Raw genomic sequence first — 20,280 nt, 5'->3', positions numbered from 1 at the left:
AGTACTGATATGCAACCATCCACACACTGGCGCCCCGCGGGGCGCCGGCTGCTTGCTGCCTGCGTGCTGGCGGCGCTGGCGCCGAAAGCACTGGCCTATCCCGTAGAGGTCATAACCAGCGCCCCGACAGAACAACTCGTCGTGCCGGCGCTGAAGACCATGCAGGCCACGCTCGGGGAAATCCTCTCCGCCGAAACCGAAACCGGCACGGCCGTGGTGCAGAATGCCGACAAGGTCACCACCGCCGTCACGGAGGCCGCGCGCACCCAGCGCGAGGCGGAGAACTTCAACCGTCAGGCGGATCGGCTGGAGAAGGCCCGCGCGGCGTATACGGTGCCGGACAGCATCTGCAGCGAATCCGCCTCCGGGACCGCTGCGCAGGTGAGTCAGGCAACCCGAGCGGCGGCTTCGAAGCTTGCCGGCGGCAGCGGGGTGTCGAACGCGGTAGTGCGCGAGACGCTGGCGAGCCTGCCGACCACGCCGCGGCAGGGCGGCTACCGCAGCGCGCTCATTCATGCGGCCTACTGCACGGCGGAGGAGGCGAAGCTCTACGGCGGCACAGGCCTATGCCCGTCGGTCTCTCAGCTTCCGGGCGGTGACACCGAAGCCCGTTCGCTTTACGACGGGGCAGGGCCCGCGGGCAAAGACCCGGAACTCACCTTCACCCAGGCGCAGACGGACGCGGCCATGGCCTACGTGAAGAACTCGGCAAAGCTCGACGCCGGGCGCACGCCGGGCAAGGGCGAAATCCAGACCGCCACCGGGCAGGAGTATCAGGGCCTGCTCACGCAGTACAAGGCCATGCAGAGCGCGGCGATGCAGCCGCAGCTGGACATGGTGGCGGCAAGCCAGCCGCAGGACGCCACGCAGGCCGCACTCACCGAAGCGCGACAGGCACCGTCGGCCGAAAGCTACTTTCAGCAGACCGCCTCGGCGCAGGCAAAGCAGACCGGCACCATGAGCGAGCGCGAGTTTGAGGCATTTGAGGTCGGACGCCGCTACGCCAACACCGCGTGGGTCACCGACCTGCAGGGCATGGACGGCGACAACCTGCTGCGCGAGATGGCGCGCCAGCAGAGTCTGGCCAACTGGCTGGCGCTCGGCATCAAAAACGAGCTGCGTCAGGCCAACATCATCAGCGGCCAGCAGCTGGCGCTGGCGGCAAAAAATGAGTACGCCCCGCAGCTGCAGGCGCTGTCCTCGCAGATGAGCGCCGGCGTGAGCGCACAGTAACCTTCCCGGAGTATCCCATGACAACAAGCGGTACCTTTGCGCCGGACGCCGGCGCGCTTTCATCCCTGCTGGACGCGGGCAGCGGCCCGGTGCTGGTGCTTGACCCCTGCGGCGCGCTGTGGGAGACCTTCTGGCAGGCGCCGCGCTGGAAAAACCTGTGGCAGGCGTGGCGCCTGGCGCCCGGGCAGACGCAGGAGGGCGACGTCTGGGACGTGCTGGCAGCGATGCGCAGCGTCCGGGCTTCAGACGGCAGTGAGTGCCTGTCCGCCGCGCTGTTTCCGCCGGACCGCCACAGCGACCTGACGCGCCGGCTTATGACCTGCGTCCTGACGTTCGCGGACGACACCGGGCATTTTACCGGCCGCACCGCCGGGCTCGGGGCGCTGGCCGGGCAGCTCTGGGCCGGTGACCTCTGGAGCAGCATCGCCCGCTGGAGCCGTCAGTATCCTTACCACCCTGCGCTGCAGACGGCGCGGGCTCTGCTCACGCTTGAGGGCGCCAGCGAGTCGGTGCTGGCCATCCGCAACCGGATGGAAATCTTTCATCATCCGCACGTGGCCGAGACCTTTACGGGCGCAACGGGCTTCAGGCTCAGCACGCTCCGCCAGCGGCCGGGGCAGGTCATCTTCCTGACGCCCGACATCCGCTGCATGGAAAGCGAAGACCTGACCTCCGTGTACGGCTTCCTCGCGGGCGGCCTGCAGGCGATGGCGGCGCTGCATTCCGTGACGTTTTCGCTTATTGAACCCGTCCTGACCGCAGAAGGAGAACCGCTGTGAAAGACAATGACTCAGCCGTCCGCGAGGACGGCGCTAAACCCGCCCGCATCACCGCGAAGCGCGCGGGCTGGATAGCCCTGAACGTGGTGCTGCCGGCGTGGGAGGTCACAAGCGTGGCGCGACACGCCGGGCGCAACGTCTCCCGCCTGTGGCAGCGACTCCGTGAGGTCACGGCAGGCCGCGGTGGCGGCGACTACCGCCCGGCTGACTGGTCGCAGGCGGTGGCGGACAGCGGTATGGCCCCCGCGCGGCTTGCACGTAACTTTAGCGTCAGCCGCTGGATCTGGTGGGGGCTGATGTGGCTCACCGGCCTGCCCGCCGCCGGCTTTCTGCTGATGCTGATGGCGGCCGGCAGCAGCGTGAGCGGCACCGGCTGGCTGCGCGTCGGCTGCGTGGTGATGGTTCTGCTGCTGCTCGCTGCAACCGGTTTTGTGCAGGCGCTGAAGGCCAGCTATCGCCTGTGGCAGCTCACACAAAAGCGGGTGTCGGCGTCAGAGAACGGGAGTTTTCAGGCTTACCTGCAGGAGACGCGCTGGTGCCGTCAGGTGCTGAGCGGGGGGCTGTTATGAACGGTATCGGGAGGACTTGAGCCATGTATATCCGGCTGGATGTGTTTGCCGGCCTGCTGAATATCAGGCCGGGTGAGTTACTTCACGCGGTGCGGACGGGCGGCGTGATGCAGGGCCTGCAGTTGCCCTCTGCCCGGAAGATTCGCGGGGCCACGCTGATGTTCGATCAGGCACTGGCCACGGCGTTTGCGGCTGAGTGGCACGCGCGGGAACCGGAAGCAGAACCTGCTGCGTCCGGCGAACCCCTGATGACACTTGATGCTTTTGCCCGGCAGGCGGATATCCCGCCTCTGGTGCTGTGGCAGGCTGCGAGCCGCGGAAAGCGTCTGCGCGGTGTGACGCTGCCGGTGGCGATCAGAGAGGATGGCCAGCTGCTCTTTGAACCGGCGGCGGTGGCGAGGTTTGTTACGGAATACCACAGATTGCCACGAAAAAACTGAATTAAAATCAAAAGATTCACTCTGATTCGCGAAAGCGGTATGCGGCACTGTCGCCTGCCTTGCTGTGCCATTCCTGACCGATGAGACTACTATGACCCGAAGTGACTGGCTGTTTAAATTCCGCCGCTACAACACGCTGGACATGCTGGATAAGGTGTTCGAACACCTCTATTACACCGGCGACTCCGTGGAAGAGTTTGCGATGACGCAGGCCTATGACCACCGCAAGGCCGAGCTCGCCGCCGGCAGGCTGTTTGACCGCGTACCCAAACACGTCTGGCAGTACGTGAAGTAATTCCTCTTCAGGTGCCGTCCTCACAGAGCGGCACTCCCTCAGCCGGTAAAGTACCGGCCCATGCAGGAACCCTTACCATGTTGAAACAAACACTGAGCTTTATCGCCCGGGTGGGCGGCGTCGTGCTTCTTATGTGTCTCTGCAGAGCGCAGGCACAACCCCTGGTCGACGCCGCTTTCGCCGGAGGCTTACCCCCGGAAGGCTGGATTATTCTTGTTCACCTGGTATTAATCAGCGGCGCCTGTGCGATAGCGCTTCCTCTGACTGCGGTTTTGGTCATTTTTTCTTTGATGTGGAGTGCGGCAGACATCTTTAAGCACCATTGGGCCCTCGTCCTGCGAGATGCTGCTGCCCTGCGCTGCGGTCGCTGAACCCGCCCTCCTGATCCTGCCGCACAGAGGCGGCGGCTACTCTTTTCTATCCGGTCAGCTCCTGACCCGCAGGTAACTCATGAAGCTACTGACAAAAATTCAGGCGGCGGCTCTGCTGTGCGCCGCGTCCTGCCCGGCGCTCGCCGACGGCGTGGACTACCAGACCATCAGCGACGCCGCCAGCAAGACCGGAGACCTCTCCCGTCAGGCGCTGGTGATGATATTCGGCGACGTGGTGATTTCCCCGTTCCAGCCCGGGCAGGCCACGCTCATCGGTTCGCTGTTCGCGCTGCTGAACGGCGTGCTGTGTACGGTGGCACTGGCGTGGTTCCTTATTGTGACGCTGAAAACGCTGTTTAAGGGCGGTCAGGACGGCAAGGTGTTCAGCGCCGGTCGCTCGATGCTGCATCCCGTCATGAGCTTTGCCGGTTTTATCACGCTTATCCCCACGGCATCCGGATGGTCGCTGTCGCAGCTGGTGATGCTCTGGGCGGCCTCCACCATGGGCATCGGCAGCGCCAACCTGCTGACCGACAAGGCCGCTGACATGATAAGCAGCGGCATGTCGCTGGTCGTGCAGCCCACGGCACCCTCCACGCGGTCGGCGGCGCGCGCCGTGTTTGAGATGAACCTGTGCAAGTACGCCACCAACCGCGAGCTTTCCTCGCTCTATCAGGACGGGCAGGCGCGCACGGCGCTGATGGAAACGAAGGGCGGCAACGGTGACTACACCACTGGCAACGGCAGCGCACTGTGCGGCAGCGCCCGTATACCAGAGCCGTCGTCGGGCGTGCTCGACAGCCTGTTCGGGGACGCAGTGAACACGGCGAACGTGACCACCGCGGAGCGAGGCGCGCTCGATACGATGCAGTCCACGCTCGATGCCGCCGCGCAGGCCTACGTCGACGCGTACCTGAGCAAGCGTGACCAGGACACCGGCACGCTGAGCGACCCGGAGACGTCGATTCAGAACGCGGCGGCCGCGTATGAAACCACGGTAAACAACGCGCTGAACCAGCTTAACTATCAGGACTCGCTGCAGAGTCAGCTGACGTCTCAGCTCAAAACCTACGGCTGGATTTCGCTGGGCGCCTGGTACAACACGTTTGCGACGGCCAACAGCAAGACAAACGAGGTGGCCAACGCGGCACCGGTGACGTCAGGCGCAAGCCTGCACGGCGAGACGGGCACCGGCGACCTGTATCATCAGGTGTTCACGGCGTACCGATCGCAGGTGCAGAACAGCACCTATACCGCGCCGCTGGGGACTCAAACAGCTAAGGATGACGGGGCAGCTCTCAGTGCTGCTGACCCAGATGCAATATTTGTTGGATTATTCAGGAGTCCTGTTCAGCGTTTAACTAATGAAATTGCTACGGGCAAGATTGGTACAGCAGCTGATTTTTCTGATCAAGTTAATCCACTTATTAAAATGCAGAACATTGGGGACTGGACTCTAATTACTACTGAGAGTGCCTTAGCAACGTATACCCTTGTATATGCAGCAGCTTCCGCTGCAGACAATTCGATTCTGGGAACTGTCGGGAAAATCCTTCCTTTTAACGTCACGGCGGCAGCTAAAGATGTTTTATCTGAGCTATCCCCGCCCTTTTACTTTCTGCTGTTACTTTTATTCGCAGTGGGCTTTTCACTGGCTGTGTTTCTGCCAGCGGTCCCGTTCCTGTACTGGATGGTCGGGGTATTTAACTGGATTGTCAGCGTCATGGTGGGCTGTGCAGCAGGCCCGATGTGGTCTGCGACGCACTTGGGCGCTGAAGAAGATAAGGGTAGTCGCAGCGCATATGGTTATATTTTTCTAATCGACATGATGTTGCGCCCATCGCTGATGGTGCTGGGGTTCTTTTTTGCGTCCGTCGCCGTGATGGCGGGTGGCACATTGCTGAACCTTATGTTCGGCACTGCGTTGGCCAACGCTAATGCGGACTCTATTATCGGGCTGTTCAAATTAGTGGGCTGGTTGCTGATATATGCGCGCATCGCGACGTTTGGTGTCACTCGCGTGTTTGGGTTACAAGCCACACTGGCTGATTATGTGATCACGTTCCTCGGGGGGGCAGGTATGGCTGGCATCATGGGTGGACTGGTTGACGACGTCAAAGGGATGTTTGCGGCGGCTGGCGGTGGTGCGCGCAGAACGCCAGGTCTGCAGAAAGTGCAGAATAACGGTTCTAATAAAGAGGACGGAATTAAGTAATTTTACCTGGTATTATGCACAGGTGTGGGTATAATTTAATCAGAGGATTAGCGGCAGGAGGATGCCATGAAAAACGTACAACGCCATGATAATTCGTTTGATGTTATGTGGGCATTAACGAAAACTGTTTATTATTTTATCTATTTGCCCTGTGCATCAATATTCGCAGCTTTGACATTATTTGTCTTTATCGGAAGCTCGTCTAAACACTCATTGTTCACGACAGATTATTTCCTGTTATTAATGCTGTGGTTATCCATTTTAGTGCCGTTAGGATTTAGACGATTCAGTATTAATAATCGTCGCCGTCAGCTGAAAAAAATGGTCGCGTTATTGACCAGCGATGAACGCTTCAGTCCGCAAAAGCAGCATCAGGTGCTCGATGCGGGGCGTGGTAAGTATCTGGGTATTGATACGAAACATGGCACCATGCTCTACATTCACATGGTCAAAAAGGGATTTGTGGACGTGATCGGCCTTACCATGGATGACTGGACGGGCAGTGAAGTGGAAGGCAGTACGTTGCGTATCAAGACGAAGAATCCAGACGTGCCGGAGCTGAGCATTAACGCGCACCAGATTGTAACCAGAGAGCTGTTTAATACGCTCAGTGCGATGAGTCACAACAGTTATTCAGAGCCGTTCCCGAAGGAGCCATGGCCGCTACACGTTGGCATCCAGAGCCGCTTCGTGGAGTTTGAGCACAACGTGGTGGTACCGCAGGCCGCCAACCTGGCATGACACTGACATCCTGACGCTTTTCCTCTGACACCGGCCACGCGCCGGTGTTTTCTTATCTGCATTCTGACGGGCTTCCCGTCTCCGCTTCCGGAAACTTCACATGCACTCCCATCATCCGAACGCCGCCGGCAGTAATGAGCCGGCCATGGCGATGATCGCCCTTGGCCTCACGGCGCTGCTGTGCTGGCTCTTTTTTTCCGACTTCGTGCGCTGGAGCTGCTGGCTGCTTTACTGGCTGTGGCGCATGGCGGACTTCCCGCACATCCACCGCTACGCCGCCGAGCGCATCAACCTGCTGGCCGCGACCGGCAACGGCGCAGAGTCGGTCACCCTCAGCGAATGGCAGAACGTGCTCAACGCCACCGCCGGCATTCTGTTTGTCCCGATGGTGCCGCTGATTGCCGTAACCGGCTGGGCGCTGGCGCGTCACCCCGCGCTGGGCTTCCGCAGCCGTCGTGCGATCGACATTCACTCGCTGCCCCGCGTGATGGCCACGTTCGCTCCCTCCGTTATTCCGGTGCTTGCCGGTCATCGCGGCGACGGGCTGATGAACGACACCACGCCGGAGAATGCCTGGGCGCTGAAGCCCGAGGAGTTTGCGGAGCAGTATGGCCTGATTAAGCGGCGGGTGCTGGACCGCGACGCCGCCCGCGCGGTGTTTGACGCGCAGACCGGTCCGGCCATGACGTCACCGGACCAGTGGCAGCCGCACGAACGCGCGCTCTTTGCCGTGTTCGGCCTGCAGGTATTTGCGGATGATCGCGCGGCCGCGACCACCCTGCTGGACGATTTAAACCGGTCCTGCATGACCCGCCGGCTGTTCCGGATGCCGGTGTTCCACAGCGTGCCCGACTGGAAGATACCAGAGGCGCAGGTGGCAAGGGTGCTTGCCTGTCCGGGCGTGAGCGAGTGGCTGAAGAGGCACGGCACGGTACGCTCCGCGCTTGCTGGCCTTTATGGGCGCGATCTCAGGTTGCCGCCGGCGCGCTTCCGCTGGCTCAAAGGGTGCGACCGGACGTTGTGGTACGGCCTGCACAGCGCAGACACCGCAAAGGTATTCGTGGAAGGCGCAGGTATCGTCGCGCAGGCGCGCGCGGAGCAGATGGCCGTCAGGCTGGGGCTGCCGCGCCCGCCGCTCATGACCGACGAGGCGATAACCGGCCTCCAGTTTGAGCTCGAAACGCTGGGGCTCGTATACCCGCGCGACGCGCGGACGGCACGCTCAAAACGGGAGCGCGAAGTGCCGTTCCCGGACGCACTGTATCTGCCCGACGCGGGCGAAGATGAATTTACCGACAGCGCCGGCGTGCGCTGAGACAAGGACATGACCATGACGATTTCACGCAGAGAGGGCCCGTTCGTGGCCGAAATGAACGGCGACCTGTTGATCGCCCGCCGCGAAACGCCCGAAGAGGGACATGGAATGAACGGCGCGGTATTTCTGACCCGTGCCGTTTCAGAGCCGCTTTTTGTACTGCCCCTGAAAGAGAGACCGTGGTTTGTGATGCACGGTGACGGGCTTTACGCACAGAACGCCCGCGATACTCTCGCACCGCTTTACCGCGGTGAGGATGCAGGGCAGTTGCTGTGCTGCATTACTGACCTTCTGACCACTGTAGAGAGTAAACGCCTTCGCGGACGGAAACTACGGAGGTTCGGCTATGCCCTTGTCGTGGCCGGGCTGACGGCGGGATGGCTCACAACAGTCGTGATGGCTTCCCGTCTCTTTACGCCCGAAGACCCGCATATGCTCACTACAGTGGATACCCGTACAGTATTTCGCCTCCCGGAGCCTGCCAGCTCCGCACCCGCTGAACCCGGCGTCAGGACCGTGATGCCGTCCCGGGAAAATGATGTGGACGCTGATCATCCGCTGCGGCCACAGCCGCGTCCCCAGCCACAGATGCCGGCCACTGCGACTCCAGCCGACGGCTGGGACCTGCCCCTGAGCGTGCGCGCTGAGCTGCCGGCAAAACTCCACAGCGCGGCGTCACGCGGGCTGTTTACGGTGCCGCTGTCATCCGGCCACGCGCGCACCATTTACGTCTTCGCCGACCCGGCGTGCCCGAACTGCCAGCGTATGGAGCGCCACTTTGAAACCGCCGCCGGTGCCGTCAACGTGGTGATATTCCCGGTCACCATCGAGGGGCGTGAGGCGTCGCTGAACGCGCTGACGCCGGTGATGGCGCTGCCGGAGGCTGAGCGTCCCGCCGCCTGGAAACAGCTGTTTGCGGCCGACGCCGGTATCGGCGTGCCGGGCACCGCACAGGCCGCACCGGTGGTCGCGGACGAGCGGCAGGCCGAAATCGCCCGCGGGGCGATTGGCGTCAACGAGGTGGCTTTCCGGGCTTACCGCCTGCCGGGCACGCCCTGGACCATCAGTGACGACGGCCGCTATGTCCAGCAGAGCGTGCTGAGCTCGCCGGCGGCGCTGATGGCATTTCTGAACGAAGGGGACCGTGATGGAAAATAACTCCACGCTGGATAGCGCGCGCGTAAACCGGCACGTCGGCCGCTCCTGGCTGACGGACATGCTCAGCGAGGGCGGGACGCTGGTCTGGGGCATGCTGACCGGTATGGTTGCCGGTATTGTCTGGCCCGCTACGCTGCTGCTGAGCCTGCCGGTGCTGCTGTTCTGGTCGGTGGTCGTGGCGCCGGCCGGCCGCTGGAAGATGCCGATGCGCATGCCGATGGACATGAACCGCGACGACCCGTCCACCGAGCGGCAGGTACCGGCGAAGGTGCTGGGCTTTCTGCCGGTGGCCAGCGTCCGTATCCATACCGGTCGCGCGGCCGGCATCCTGTACGCAGGGTACCTGCGCGGCAAAGATGCGGGGCGTGAGCTGTGGCTCTCTATGGACGACCTGACCCGGCACGTGCTGATGTTCGGCACCACCGGCGCCGGTAAAACGGAGACGCTGCTGGGCTGGGTGTTCAACGCGATGTGCTGGGGCAAGGGCATGATCCTCTCTGACCACAAGGCACAGAACGACGTGGCGCTTTCCACGATGTCCATGGCGCGCCGCTTCGGCCGCGAGGACGACCTGCGGGTGATGAACTTTATCACCGGCGGGAGCTCCCGCGCACAGCAACTGCTGGACAACGTCAAAGGCAGGCCTGAGACCAACACCACCTCCGTGTTCGGGCTGGCGCAGGAAACCTACATAGTGAACCTGATGGACTCCATGCTGCCCAAAACCGGCAGCAGCGGCGGCGAATGGCAGGAAAAGGCCAAGGCGATGAACCAGGCGCTGATTTTTGCGCTGGTCTACAAATGCCGCCGCGAGGGCACGACGCTGTCCCAGCGGACCATTCAGCAGCACCTGCCGCTGCGCAAAATCGCCGGGCTTTACATCCAGGCGGTGGAGGAGCAGTGGCATGAGGAAATCCGCCACGTGCTGCAGAACTACCTCGACACGCTCTCCGGGTTCGATATCGATAAGGTGGCCACGCCGTCGGAGTGGGATCCGGAGGCGAACCGCCAGCACGGCTACCTGATGCAGCAGTTCACCCGCATGCTGAGCCTGTTTAACGACACCTACGGTCACGTATTCGCGCGCGACGCCGGCGACATCGATCTGCGCGACGTGGTGCACAATGACCGCATCCTGATCGTGCTGGTGCCGGCGCTGGAGCTGTCCTCCAGTGAGAGCTCAACGCTCGGCCGCCTTTATCAGTCGCAGCTGGCCATGATCCTGAGCCAGGATCTCGGCGAGAAGATTGAAGGGCGTCCGGAAGAAAACATGAAGGTGCGCCGGTATAAGGACCGCTTCCCGTTTCTATGGGTCATTGACGAGGTCGGCGCAGGCTACAGCGAGAAACTCGGCGAGCTGGCCACGCAGATCCGCTCGCTGGGTTACTGCCTGTTGCTGGCCGGTCAGGAGGTTCAGCGCCTGAAGACGGCTGCGGGCGATGCGGTGTGGACGCTGATCGCCAACATGGGCACGCGCATCACCGGCATTATCCGCGATCCCAAGGATACGCTGGAAATCCTTCAATTGATGGCGGGCACCGAGTACCGCGCGCACATGGGCAGCATGGTGCAGCAGGCCGGCATTCTCGGCAGCGGCTGGAACGATGATACCCGTCTGCAGGTGAGCGAGAAGAAAAAGGTCGACGTCGATGAGATTCAGGCACTGCAGGAGGGCGAAAACATCACGCTGTTCCGGGGGCAGGTCATCCGCGGCAGTTCGCTCTATATCAAAGATGCCGACAAATTTGCGCAGGATGCAGTGCGGATAAACCGGTTTGTTGAAGTCAGTCCACCGTCAGAGCAGCAGCTGCTGGCCACCATGCCGTACCGCGAGCGCCGCAGCTATGTGCGCGCCGATCGTGTACAGCACATCCTGCGTGTTCTCGATGCTGAGCCCGGTCTGCAGGATACCCGCCGGCTGGTGCTGACCGACCCGGCGCTGGCCACCGTCTGTGAGTTTGATCTGGAGTGTGAGTTCAGCTGGAAACGATCGCCGGCAGCAGCCGTACGGTCGGCAGTTCTCTGGAACATGGTGCTGGCCAGCCTGCCGGTACGCGGGCGTGGATATAAAGTGCGCCTGCGCGAGCCGCGTCTGCTGGGTGCGGGCCGCGATGCCATCGAACAGGCGGCGCAGAACTACGTGGCGCTGGCTCCTGTTAAAGCGGCGTCACAGGAAGCCTGACAACTGAGAGGTCACAGACATGATGACTGAAATCAGGCCCGGTGATACACGCCGGGCCTCCGATAAGAATTCCGTGTGCATCAAGGGCTGGCGGCATCTTCATACGCTTGCCGGGATGGAAGGGCGCCTGATGGCCATCGCGGCGGCTCAGAGAGTGCGGGGGCACCTTACGGCAAGCGAACGCACTGAAATTGCCTTCATCGGCATCGAATTTGTCCGGGTGGGATACAGCATCAGACCCGCCCTGAACCTTAGTTGCGCAATGCTGGCCATCAGCGTTGAGCAGCTGGCGTGGCAAATCGATGCCCGGGAGTGGATCTGGGCCGTGGATTACGAGTCAGGTGCCTGGCAGACAGCGCAGGAAGGCGATGACAATGTCCCTGAAAACATCTTCTACGGCGGCATTGAGTATCAGCTCGTGCCCCATCGCAGTAATGCAGTCGACGCCAATGTGTATGTCCAGGTGGGCGCTTCCGGAAAGCGCTGCTTCAGCGTTACGGAGCCCGGCAGCGGCCGGCAAGTGGCTATCCTTCCGTCGATGTATATGGCAAGACATCTTGCCAGCTATGCCGTATCGGTCAACGGCGGGGACGGGGACGTGCTGATAAGCGAAACGTCTGAGAAACCGACACACATGAGCTTTGACGCGTGGCTGACTGATGGCTATGGCCGGATTAACAAGGAACTGGAATGAAACTGAATGCACGAATCGTGGCCAGCGCGCTGTGGCTGACGCTTTCCACCGGTGCGGCCGTCGCGGCGCCCTCAATCGACGTCGGATTTTCGCCCGAAGGCAGCGCGCAGCAGCTGGTGCTGCGTACGCTGGATGAAGCGCACGAAAGCATACGCCTGATGGGCTACAGCTTTACCTCACCTGAAGTGGTGAAGTCTCTGGTCGCGGCAAAGCGTCGTGGCGTGGACGTCAGGGTGGTCGTGGATGACAAAGGCAACCGCAGCAAAGCCAGCCAGGCGGCCATGAACGTAGTAGTGAATGCCGGCATCCCGCTGCGTACCAACAGCCAGTACAAAATCATGCACGACAAGGTGATCATCACCGACGGGCAGAACGTTGAGCTCGGATCCTTCAATTACACGCGCAGCGCAGCGGAGTCGAACTCCGAGAACGCACTTGTAGTTCGGGGCGTACCTGCGCTCGCGCAGACCTATCTGGCTCACTGGCAGTCACGCTGGGATGGAGGAAAGGACTGGAGTTCGAGCTACTGATTCAATAGTTAATTTGCCCAGGCGGCAACTTGGGCATGTTACAAAGTTAAGTCGCTGATTATGAGTACCTGTAGTATGCTCTGCCTAGTTATGAATCGTTCGCGAGGAGGCAGAGATGTCACAGCACACCAAAGAAGTCACTTCCTCAAAAATACTAAGTGCAGGTGCAGCCGCACAGAGAAGGCCCCTAACTGATTCCGAGAAGCAGTTAGCAGCTGTTGCACGTAAACGGAAAACTCATAAAGAACTAAAGGTTTTTGTCCGTAATCCGTTGAAAGACTTACTTGTTGATGCATGCACTAAAGAAGGTATAACTCAGGCTCAATATATTGAGCGCTTACTTGAAAAATCATTGAATCATCAATAAATTTCAAGGTAAAGACTTTACTTCCTTGCCTGATTTGATTGCTGGTGATAGATTGCAGATCGATTAAGATCTTTGGTTAGCCACGCCGTAAGGTGGCAGGAGACTGGTACTGACTGATTAGTTAAGGCCAGAAAAAACAAAACCCCGATAATCTTCCTCAAAGTTTGCCGACCTAGAGAAGACTAACGGGGCCCTAAAAACTGCATAGAAGCTGTTGCTCTATGCGGGGAGTATAGATTCATGCCCGAAAAACTGCAATACCCTCGGTGCGTACTCCTTCTGTGCAACATAAGCGCAGGAAGGCGTGACTGAACAGGTATCTGAAAACACTTCATTTTACCGGCAGGTAAAGAATCCGAATCCGGAATTTATTCCTGAGAAAGGAAAGAAGACCCTGCCGTTCTGCGAAAAAATTCGTGAGAAGGCGGCGGGCTTCACGCAGCGCGTCGAGTTCCAGACGCTGGTTGCGATGTCGATCGCCCGCGGAGAACGCCGCCGCCGTCCGCCGGAGCTGCGCATGCGCGCCCTCGAAGCTTCGCTGCAGGCGCTCTGCCACTACTTTAACCCGCTGGCCAACCGCGTAGGCGCCTCGCTCACCACCATGAGCATCCGCTGCGGGCTGGCCACGGAGAAAAAACGCCTCTCCATTACCCGCTTCACCGGTGCCGTGCAGTTCCTGGCCCAGCTGAAGCTCCTCACCTACAACACCGAATACGATAAAGAAATTGGCTGCAACATCCCGACGGACATCACCTTTACGCCGCTGATGTGGCAGGTGCTGGACGTATCCGAGGAGGCCGTTGCGGCCGCGCGCCGCAGCCGCATCGAGTGGGAAAACCGCCGCCGCGAGAAGAAAGGCCTGCCGCGCGCTGACGCCGGCGAGCTCATCAGCGCCGCCTGGTCGTTCGTCCGCGAACGCTTTCGCGAGTATCAGAAGTCGCGCCGTGAGCACGGCATGAAGCGCCACCGCGCGCGCAAAGACGCACCGCGTACGCGCAAGGACATCGAGCAACTGGTCCGCCTGCAGCTGCAGAAAGAAATCCGCAACGGCCGCTTCTTTGGCAGCCTCGATGCGGTACGCGCGGAGATTGAACATCGCGTCACCGAGCGCATGAAGCTGTCACGCGGCCATTACGCGCGACTCGGAGACGACCTGCTGGTCACGACCTGACGGCCGCCGTCGCAGCTCCTCTTAAAACGCTGGCGCATGCGCGCCGGATGACCCCAGCCTGCTGCCCGGCTCCTGAAGCCGGCTTTTCTCTTCCCCTGCCTGGAATCCAGCTATCCGGTTTGCGCCGGAGGCCTCCCCACGCCTGCAGAACGCCTTTCGCACAAAATTCATCCACATCAGCCTCTTAGCCACGCTCCCGGAATGCGATCGGGCGCACACTATTTCACCGCGCGGCCGTCGTCACGCCTCATTTCTGGGTTATCCACATTAACCGCGAGAGGGTATGTTATTTATCTTCTGACCGGACAGCGTCTTAACCACTGAACGGGATTTTTACAAACCGCGATGATCCCTTTAAAAATCCGATCTCCTTTCTTTTAAAGATCCGTTATTACTTACCTTTAAAAATAAAACCTATACGGCTGCGCCCTGTGGACAATTTAATGCCCGCCCTCGCAGCGAACTGACGTTCGCGCCGGTTCGGTACAGCCGCTTCGCGTCTGAAGGTAGCTCCCGCAAAATTGCGGGCAAAAGGCTGCAGTTACAGCAGCAAAAAAACTCGATGGCCACACACGCGAAACCATTGATATCAGACTCCACTCAGCACCGAGCGAAACCCACCCTGAAAAGCGCCGCCGCCCCGGCCCAGAGGGCCGGAACAGAGTCGCTTTATAGATGAATGTTGTACCTAAAGTCAGATGTGGCTGTTGAACTGAGGCCCGCGGTTCGTAACTTTCGTCTACGACCGTCCAGCTTATGCGCGCCTGTAAGGCCGCTGCTTAAACGGCGTCTGACAGGGGGTGGGTTGGCCTTGCATGAACATAACGCTCTGCAACCGGCTCTGCCGGGTTAACGGCGCCCGATGGCATAAGAGCCGTCCTTGACGGTTTCTGGCGCCTCCATGCCGCTGACGCGGCATTCAGGGGCAGGCTGCGCACTGCTCGCCCGCCTGTCTGTTCCGATATCCTGCCAGAACTGGCTGCACTACAATGTTTTTTTGAGAATGTGGCCAGCATGTACTGCTGCCTGCAGATTTTTATGAATACCTCAGAGGATGTATGACCGAAAAAGAAGAAGCAGAATTTGAGCAGCTGATGGGTGCCGGAATAAAACAGTGCATGGTGTGGTATCGCGATCAGGATTTCAGCCGGATGAACGAGGACGCACGGGCGGAGCTGGAGAGTATCTTCAGCCCCGGCGACGAGTATGACGTCAGTGCCAGCCTGCAGATTAGCGTTAACATGATGATGATTGGTCAGCTATGGGAGGACAAACGCTTCATGGACTTTGCCGCCAGAGCTGCCCGGACCTCCTGTGACGGGAAAACCATGGGTAAACTCCCCGGAAAAATTGCCCTGAGGCAGTTGCTGGATGACGTCAGTGAAGTGCTCAGAGAGCCCGGGTTCTGTACGACAGAATAACGAGCTCAGATCCGCAGCGGTGTGTTGCCGCCCCGACTGACAGGTCGGGAACCGGGCTTCATCCCTGACCTGCGATAATCATCGCCTGTACGAAATTTGTACTTATTACGCCCGCAGCGATGGTAACCTGAGATTCAGTTCTCTCAGGCTGCGGGATCCCCTTCTTGGTACGCCTGTTTCACCTTAAGCATGCATTCTTTATCGGATTCGGCGTCAGCAGGAGTCATGATGAGCACTGATGAATATGAAACAGACGAGGATATTTATCACGATGCCTGCTTTGCGGCCGGCATGTGTTGCCTGAAACTCGCCAGCGAGGGCGGAGAAATCAACCGTGAGCGACTGGCCATCGAACTGATGAGACTGCTGGGCGCCGTGATCGAGAAAAGAGAAGAATGTCCCTCCTCGCTGCTGTTCGCCATCGAGCAGCTGCGCGGCGAACCGGATGTCGAAGCGGACGAAGGCGGCGGGTGAGTCGCGACGCTCAGGGCGTGCCCGGTATTATTTGACCGGTCAGTCCTTACCCTCCGAGGCGGGCTCGACCAGCTCCCTGCCCTGATTGTGAATGTTACCCACCTTTTTGCTGACCGGGTGCCAGGTGAATGCCTTTTCAGGCAAGGCGGCTTCATGCGCGATTTCTTCTGCACGCTCAGGTGACGTGCCGGCGCTCAGCCACTCGCGAACGGCGTCAGGGGCAATTACCAGCGGGCGCCTGTCGTGAATATCGACCATGCCCCTGTTACTGGCTGACGTCACAATCACAAACCCCTCTTTGCCGTGGTTCTGTCCGTAAGGCTGCCTGCCGATGGCCGCAAAGAACAGGGGCTGATTATCCTTATGATAAATGCAGAAGGGTTGCTTCTTATCGCCTTCCTTCTTCCATTCGAACCAGGCGTCGGCGGGCACGATGGCGCGTCCCTGTTTCCACAGCGGCTTGAACATGCGCCCGCTCGCCGCCGTCTCGCCGCGCGCGTTAATTAGCGGCTGCTTATCCCACCACTCCGGGCCATAGCCCCAGAATACCGGGTCGAGGCGCAGCGCGTCATCCTGCTCGTTGAGGAGCTGCACGCGCGTGCCCGGCGCGACGTTGTAGCGACCAATGGGCTCCGGGTCGAACGTGATTTCATCCGGTTTCAGGCCGAGTGCCTTAAAATATTCATCCCGGCTGCTGTACTGCGCAAATCGTCCGCACATAGACACCTCCTGATGAAAGAATAGCGGGATATACTGACGTCAGGAGGATTTCATATGTCACAGAATTTAGCCGCACGAAGCCCGGAGGAACGCGCAAAGGTGAACGTGGATCTGGCCGCGTCGGGAGTCGCCTACAAAGAGCGCCTGAATCTGCCCGCATTTCCGGCTGAGGTCGAAAGGGAGCAGCCCGAGGCGCTGCGCGAGTACTTCAGAGAGCGCCTGCAGCATTACCGCAATATGGCCCTGCAGCTTCCGCGCGGAACCGATCCGGTGTATCAGAAAGAACCAAAGGGGGAGTAGCCCGGGACAAGGTCATTCAGTCCGCCTGTTCAGTTTTCTGACATGCTACGTAAGCCTGGCGGGACTGCTGAAATGCTTCAAACGCTCAAGAATCGCGCAACGTGCAAGTAATTAAACATCACATCCTGCATATGATTTCACAGGGATCAATTTAAACTTAAAATAAAGGAGCGTTTATGCTCGGGTGGGTAACAAACAAAACTGAATATCTCGCGAAAAAGTTTGTGCAAACAAACATTGTACAGAATTCAACATATGCACGTTTAAAATGGACTCCGCTGGAAAGAGTCATCATCAGACTTTCATCTAAACCGTTTATATCTGCGTTTTGTCTGTTATGCGCAGCTCTTTTGATGCTGATGGCTGGTTTTTTTCTCAGGGTTCCCATAAGAGAATACCTCTCTTCTTCTTTTCCCTACCGTCACTCTGTTTTAGAGTGGCAGACCACGATTCTGAGTGGTCAGTTGACTATTATCGGCATTGTTTATCCACTGGTGATCGGTCTTGTCAGCGTTGTCTTCCAGAAAAAATCTGACAGAAAAATCGCACAGAACGCCTACCAGCGTTATTCGGGCTTCATGCTTGCAGGACTTAGTGGGCTCCTTCTGTCAGCGTTTATACTTTTAGGTGTGCCCGTCCGGATGATTTCCGGAGATTATCTCTATGGCATCGCCTGTCTGATAAGTGCTGCGTGGCTGACCGTTAACATTCTGCTCTCCGTCTGGTTTTTCATCGTCAGCCTGGAAATACTGGATGATGAAAAGCGACAGGCGATTGTAAAGCGATATATTGCTTTCGGAATAGTCATGGAACATGTTAATAATAAAGTGACAGCCTCGTTAAGGTTTAATCCCGTTTATCCGCAGACGACATTTTCTAATATCGAGATTAAACTTGTTGATTATTCTGCGGAAAATCAACACATTTACGGTAAATTTCTGAAAAATGACAATCTGAGCCTGCACCACCTGCCGTTCCGCTTCATACTCAGGCTGATTAATAAAAAGTTAAGTAAAAAGGGGGGAATTGGTTGCTTCATCGTTGGCAACCATTACGTTGCCAGTGAGGACACGGATAAAAAAATCCTCTTCAGTTTGCGAAATATTGAACCAGAAAGCTTTTTAGTTAAGCTTCTGAGTAAATGTTTTTTTAAGGCTAAGGTTGGGCGAGATTTTTCAACTTCCAGTACCATTATGCAGGCGCTGACGGCGGAAGTATACTCCTGTCTGCGGGAGTCAGATATTAACGGGTTTGATGACGCAGTCGGTAATTTAATTGATAATTTCACTGATCTTTGTGAGTTATACTACTTTCAGAATAATAATGTACCGGATAACTTTCTGTTGCTCAAAACAGAACTCTTTGAATCCAGTATTCAGGATGCATTTTCCAGTGAAATTTATTCTGTCGCGGAAAAAGCGATGGATAAAATTTCTGAGTCAGAAAGGTTTTTTGAACTGTGCCTGTGGTCGGGCGTTCGCATTCTCAACAGCCGCATGATGTTAACCTCGGCGGAACTAGGCATCTACATGGGGATTAACCGCTCTTTCTGGTCAACGCTGACCGGGTGGTACAGTCAGAACCATCCGATTTCCAGTGTCACGCTGAAAACGCGTTACGACCGGTTATTAAGGACCTATACCAGCGTCTGGGAACGTTATCAGGACGCCGTCCGTTTAAGATTCCTGAATGCAGATAATGCCGGGCTTTATGACTTCTTTTGCAGAATGCAACTTCAGGATCTTCCGCCGATGGTTGTCGATGCAATACTGACGCGTGACAGCGTCACAGCTGATGCGGCCGTCGACCTTCTCAACCGATGGCAGGATTCAATGAAAATTGACAGTCATACGGGTGATAAATACAGCTATCAGGGCCAGCTTTTCAGCCCGGGTGTATTCATGACCAGAAACATGAACTGTATTGCGGATAGCGACTGGTTCAGCATTGCCTGTATGAATGCTCTGACCGACACGCGAATTTGCGTGAGTTTATATCTCACTTCAAGAATGACAGCCCGGGATGACTTTATTACGCATTTTGTAAAACTCATTCTTCAGGGCGAACTCACTGACCAGACAGGTGGTTTAGAAACAAAATCAGAAAAAATAGATGACGGCGGACAACTGGTAAAAAGCCTGATACGGATTTGTCTGTGGACGTGGTCGGAAAAAATGGAGAGCAGTGCGTGGCTCACCGGGCTGGCACGTCGAATGAGTGATTACGAAAAGCCGGATATGATTTCAGGTCGCCTTTACAGTGGAATATATGACAGTGGTTTCATTGATATGCCCATGGCGTGGGCTCAGCTGCTGTTAACCGTATCTGAGAAAAGCAGCCGGATAACTCAGGGCGTCAAAGAAGCTATTGAGAATAATTACCTGACTTACCGTGAGAAGCAGCGTCTGCTGAGGGTCTTATCCGCGGTTCATAAACAGCTTGGTAAGCTTGAGAGCTGCTGGCATCTGACCGAAAAACAGACCGTCGTGGCGAAAGAGAATCTCGAAATCCTGCTTGAACAGCATACTGAACTGCTTCAGCACCACCTGGATACGCAACTCAATGAGGCCGTTATTGATGCGGCACGGCTCGCGGCAGCGGCTGCTAAAACTACAGATTGCCTGAAACAGTGCCTGCAAAAGCCCCTACCACTCTCGCTGTTCAGGCTTACCAGCTTTGTCAAAAATGCAGAGGATTTTACGGAGCGGCGGCCCTGGATACGCATTGATAAAGAGTCCTATGCTGAAGGTATAGATGCAATCCCCGCCATCAATGAAGGTGATTTCCAGGCCGAGTGCGTAGTCAGTGATATTCAGCGTATTGTGATTAATAAGTTACTTCGTGCATCCGCCTTGCGAAAAATTATTATTGAAGATTTTAATATGCTGCTTGATAACATTAAGTCGAACCCTGACTTTTTAGATAAATATATTCTTGTCATGAGCAGGGATATTTGTCAGCAGTATAATAAATCACTTTTCAGTAATCCCGGTCTCCTGAATATTTTGAAGACAAACCGCGATGGTTCGAGGACGGTCACAACCGATTATGGTAGCTGTCATATTTTCTTAATGTCGTTCGTTAACCAGCCATTATCACTGGTGGTCGATGAGGATTTCTTCCGTGCCCTCTCCCTCAGGGAATTTGATTCAGGTAACCTGGTGGAAATTACCTCCGATAATGTCCGGAGCGATTCTGATAAGTTTGATCTTATTATTAAATATGAAGCGGATGTCAGCTTAAAAGGTGATGTTTCGATCAGAATTGAGCACCCGAACAGGTCAGAAGACGATTAAAGCTTTAGC

General features: G+C 57.7%; 21 protein-coding genes. 20 read left to right on the top strand and 1 reads right to left on the bottom strand.

Annotated features, from left to right (window positions below; all coding sequences use genetic code 11):
- The first annotated feature begins 9 nt into the window (after positions 1-9).
- The 18 genes from traW to K5Y30_RS23975 all read left to right on the top strand — a co-directional run bounded on the left by traW (position 10) and on the right by K5Y30_RS23975 (position 15,955).
- A complete protein-coding gene (gene traW / locus K5Y30_RS24060) occupies positions 10-1,233 on the top strand; it encodes a conjugal transfer protein TraW (RefSeq protein ID WP_222213878.1) in 1,224 nt (407 codons plus the stop codon).
- Between the two features lie 17 nt (positions 1,234-1,250).
- Positions 1,251-2,012, top strand: coding sequence for a prepilin peptidase-dependent protein (locus tag K5Y30_RS24055; protein WP_222213877.1), 762 nt, complete (start codon positions 1,251-1,253; stop codon positions 2,010-2,012).
- Positions 2,009-2,581, top strand: a complete 573-nt coding sequence (gene traX / locus K5Y30_RS24050) for a conjugal transfer protein TraX (RefSeq protein ID WP_222213875.1) — start codon at positions 2,009-2,011, stop codon at positions 2,579-2,581. The genes K5Y30_RS24055 and traX overlap by 4 nt, the downstream gene beginning before the upstream one ends.
- Before the next feature lie 23 nt (positions 2,582-2,604).
- Positions 2,605-3,021, top strand: coding sequence for a hypothetical protein (locus K5Y30_RS24045; RefSeq protein ID WP_222213873.1), 417 nt, complete (start codon positions 2,605-2,607; stop codon positions 3,019-3,021).
- Between the two features lie 91 nt (positions 3,022-3,112).
- A complete protein-coding gene (locus tag K5Y30_RS24040) occupies positions 3,113-3,316 on the top strand; it encodes an Hha/YmoA family nucleoid-associated regulatory protein (protein ID WP_222213871.1) in 204 nt (67 codons plus the stop codon).
- Positions 3,317-3,393: 77 nt separating this feature from the next.
- Positions 3,394-3,687, top strand: a complete 294-nt coding sequence (locus K5Y30_RS24035; protein WP_222213869.1) for a hypothetical protein — start codon at positions 3,394-3,396, stop codon at positions 3,685-3,687.
- 79 nt (positions 3,688-3,766) lie between these two features.
- Positions 3,767-5,902 (top strand): DotA/TraY family protein, encoded by a 2,136-nt coding sequence (locus K5Y30_RS24030; RefSeq protein WP_222213867.1) that lies wholly within the window; start codon positions 3,767-3,769, stop codon positions 5,900-5,902.
- Positions 5,903-5,968: 66 nt separating this feature from the next.
- The gene (gene excA, locus K5Y30_RS24025; protein ID WP_222213865.1) at positions 5,969-6,643 is read left to right on the top strand and encodes a plasmid IncI1-type surface exclusion protein ExcA; all 675 of its coding nucleotides are present in this window, start codon (positions 5,969-5,971) and stop codon (positions 6,641-6,643) included.
- Between the two features lie 145 nt (positions 6,644-6,788).
- Complete coding sequence (locus K5Y30_RS24020) at positions 6,789-7,958, top strand: conjugal transfer protein (RefSeq protein WP_255606797.1); 1,170 nt, start codon at positions 6,789-6,791, stop codon at positions 7,956-7,958.
- 15 nt (positions 7,959-7,973) lie between these two features.
- Positions 7,974-9,116: a thioredoxin fold domain-containing protein gene (locus tag K5Y30_RS24015; RefSeq protein WP_222213861.1), complete on the top strand. Its 1,143-nt coding sequence runs from the start codon at positions 7,974-7,976 to the stop codon at positions 9,114-9,116.
- The gene (gene trbC / locus K5Y30_RS24010; RefSeq protein ID WP_222213859.1) at positions 9,106-11,298 is read left to right on the top strand and encodes an F-type conjugative transfer protein TrbC; all 2,193 of its coding nucleotides are present in this window, start codon (positions 9,106-9,108) and stop codon (positions 11,296-11,298) included. Before K5Y30_RS24015 ends, trbC begins: the two co-directional genes overlap by 11 nt.
- A gap of 19 nt (positions 11,299-11,317) precedes the next feature.
- Positions 11,318-11,992: a hypothetical protein gene (locus K5Y30_RS24005; protein WP_222213857.1), complete on the top strand. Its 675-nt coding sequence runs from the start codon at positions 11,318-11,320 to the stop codon at positions 11,990-11,992.
- Positions 11,989-12,522: a phospholipase D family protein gene (locus tag K5Y30_RS24000; RefSeq protein ID WP_222213855.1), complete on the top strand. Its 534-nt coding sequence runs from the start codon at positions 11,989-11,991 to the stop codon at positions 12,520-12,522. Before K5Y30_RS24005 ends, K5Y30_RS24000 begins: the two co-directional genes overlap by 4 nt.
- A gap of 115 nt (positions 12,523-12,637) precedes the next feature.
- Positions 12,638-12,889 carry a replication regulatory protein RepA gene (gene repA, locus K5Y30_RS23995; protein ID WP_222213853.1) on the top strand — a complete coding sequence of 84 codons (252 nt, stop codon included), beginning with the start codon at positions 12,638-12,640 and terminating at the stop codon, positions 12,887-12,889.
- A gap of 240 nt (positions 12,890-13,129) precedes the next feature.
- The gene (locus tag K5Y30_RS24985; RefSeq protein ID WP_222213971.1) at positions 13,130-13,201 is read left to right on the top strand and encodes a hypothetical protein; all 72 of its coding nucleotides are present in this window, start codon (positions 13,130-13,132) and stop codon (positions 13,199-13,201) included.
- Positions 13,194-14,060, top strand: a complete 867-nt coding sequence (gene repA / locus K5Y30_RS23985; RefSeq protein ID WP_222213851.1) for a plasmid replication initiator RepA — start codon at positions 13,194-13,196, stop codon at positions 14,058-14,060. Before K5Y30_RS24985 ends, repA (K5Y30_RS23985) begins: the two co-directional genes overlap by 8 nt.
- 1,058 nt (positions 14,061-15,118) lie before the next feature.
- A complete protein-coding gene (locus K5Y30_RS23980; protein ID WP_222213850.1) occupies positions 15,119-15,481 on the top strand; it encodes a hypothetical protein in 363 nt (120 codons plus the stop codon).
- 228 nt (positions 15,482-15,709) lie between these two features.
- The gene (locus K5Y30_RS23975) at positions 15,710-15,955 is read left to right on the top strand and encodes a hypothetical protein (protein WP_222213848.1); all 246 of its coding nucleotides are present in this window, start codon (positions 15,710-15,712) and stop codon (positions 15,953-15,955) included.
- A gap of 39 nt (positions 15,956-15,994) precedes the next feature.
- Here the strand turns inward: K5Y30_RS23975 and K5Y30_RS23970 are convergent, their stop codons facing one another.
- A complete protein-coding gene (locus K5Y30_RS23970) occupies positions 15,995-16,675 on the bottom strand; it encodes an SOS response-associated peptidase family protein (protein ID WP_222213846.1) in 681 nt (226 codons plus the stop codon).
- Positions 16,676-16,729: 54 nt separating this feature from the next.
- On the opposite strand from K5Y30_RS23970, the gene K5Y30_RS23965 reads away from it, so the two are divergent.
- Positions 16,730-16,975, top strand: a complete 246-nt coding sequence (locus K5Y30_RS23965; RefSeq protein ID WP_222213844.1) for a DNA polymerase III subunit theta — start codon at positions 16,730-16,732, stop codon at positions 16,973-16,975.
- 176 nt (positions 16,976-17,151) lie between these two features.
- Positions 17,152-20,271, top strand: coding sequence for an MFS transporter (locus K5Y30_RS23960; protein ID WP_222213843.1), 3,120 nt, complete (start codon positions 17,152-17,154; stop codon positions 20,269-20,271).
- Positions 20,272-20,280 lie beyond the last annotated feature (9 nt).

Source organism: Pantoea sp. DY-5, from assembly GCF_019795955.1.
GTDB lineage: Bacteria > Pseudomonadota > Gammaproteobacteria > Enterobacterales > Enterobacteriaceae > Pantoea > Pantoea leporis.
The sequence above is the reverse complement of the archived record's forward strand: the minus strand, read 5'-3'. Positions and strand labels throughout refer to the sequence as shown.

Bases quoted from the DNA above. Each gene is read 5' to 3' on its own strand.
- trbC (WP_222213859.1), top strand. From the start codon at position 9,106: ATGGAAAATAACTCCACGCTGGATAGCGCGCGCGTAAACCGGCACGTC.
- K5Y30_RS23970 (WP_222213846.1), bottom strand. From the start codon at position 16,675: ATGTGCGGACGATTTGCGCAGTACAGCAGCCGGGATGAATATTTTAAG.
- K5Y30_RS24030 (WP_222213867.1), top strand. From the start codon at position 3,767: ATGAAGCTACTGACAAAAATTCAGGCGGCGGCTCTGCTGTGCGCCGCG.
- K5Y30_RS24055 (WP_222213877.1), top strand. From the start codon at position 1,251: ATGACAACAAGCGGTACCTTTGCGCCGGACGCCGGCGCGCTTTCATCC.
- K5Y30_RS24020 (WP_255606797.1), top strand. From the start codon at position 6,789: ATGGCGATGATCGCCCTTGGCCTCACGGCGCTGCTGTGCTGGCTCTTT.
- K5Y30_RS24045 (WP_222213873.1), top strand. From the start codon at position 2,605: ATGTATATCCGGCTGGATGTGTTTGCCGGCCTGCTGAATATCAGGCCG.
- K5Y30_RS24005 (WP_222213857.1), top strand. From the start codon at position 11,318: ATGATGACTGAAATCAGGCCCGGTGATACACGCCGGGCCTCCGATAAG.
- K5Y30_RS24015 (WP_222213861.1), top strand. From the start codon at position 7,974: ATGACGATTTCACGCAGAGAGGGCCCGTTCGTGGCCGAAATGAACGGC.
- K5Y30_RS23965 (WP_222213844.1), top strand. From the start codon at position 16,730: ATGTCACAGAATTTAGCCGCACGAAGCCCGGAGGAACGCGCAAAGGTG.
- excA (WP_222213865.1), top strand. From the start codon at position 5,969: ATGAAAAACGTACAACGCCATGATAATTCGTTTGATGTTATGTGGGCA.
- K5Y30_RS23960 (WP_222213843.1), top strand. From the start codon at position 17,152: ATGCTCGGGTGGGTAACAAACAAAACTGAATATCTCGCGAAAAAGTTT.
- K5Y30_RS23980 (WP_222213850.1), top strand. From the start codon at position 15,119: ATGACCGAAAAAGAAGAAGCAGAATTTGAGCAGCTGATGGGTGCCGGA.
- K5Y30_RS23975 (WP_222213848.1), top strand. From the start codon at position 15,710: ATGAGCACTGATGAATATGAAACAGACGAGGATATTTATCACGATGCC.
- repA (WP_222213853.1), top strand. From the start codon at position 12,638: ATGTCACAGCACACCAAAGAAGTCACTTCCTCAAAAATACTAAGTGCA.
- traW (WP_222213878.1), top strand. From the start codon at position 10: ATGCAACCATCCACACACTGGCGCCCCGCGGGGCGCCGGCTGCTTGCT.
- K5Y30_RS24000 (WP_222213855.1), top strand. From the start codon at position 11,989: ATGAAACTGAATGCACGAATCGTGGCCAGCGCGCTGTGGCTGACGCTT.
- K5Y30_RS24040 (WP_222213871.1), top strand. From the start codon at position 3,113: ATGACCCGAAGTGACTGGCTGTTTAAATTCCGCCGCTACAACACGCTG.
- K5Y30_RS24035 (WP_222213869.1), top strand. From the start codon at position 3,394: ATGTTGAAACAAACACTGAGCTTTATCGCCCGGGTGGGCGGCGTCGTG.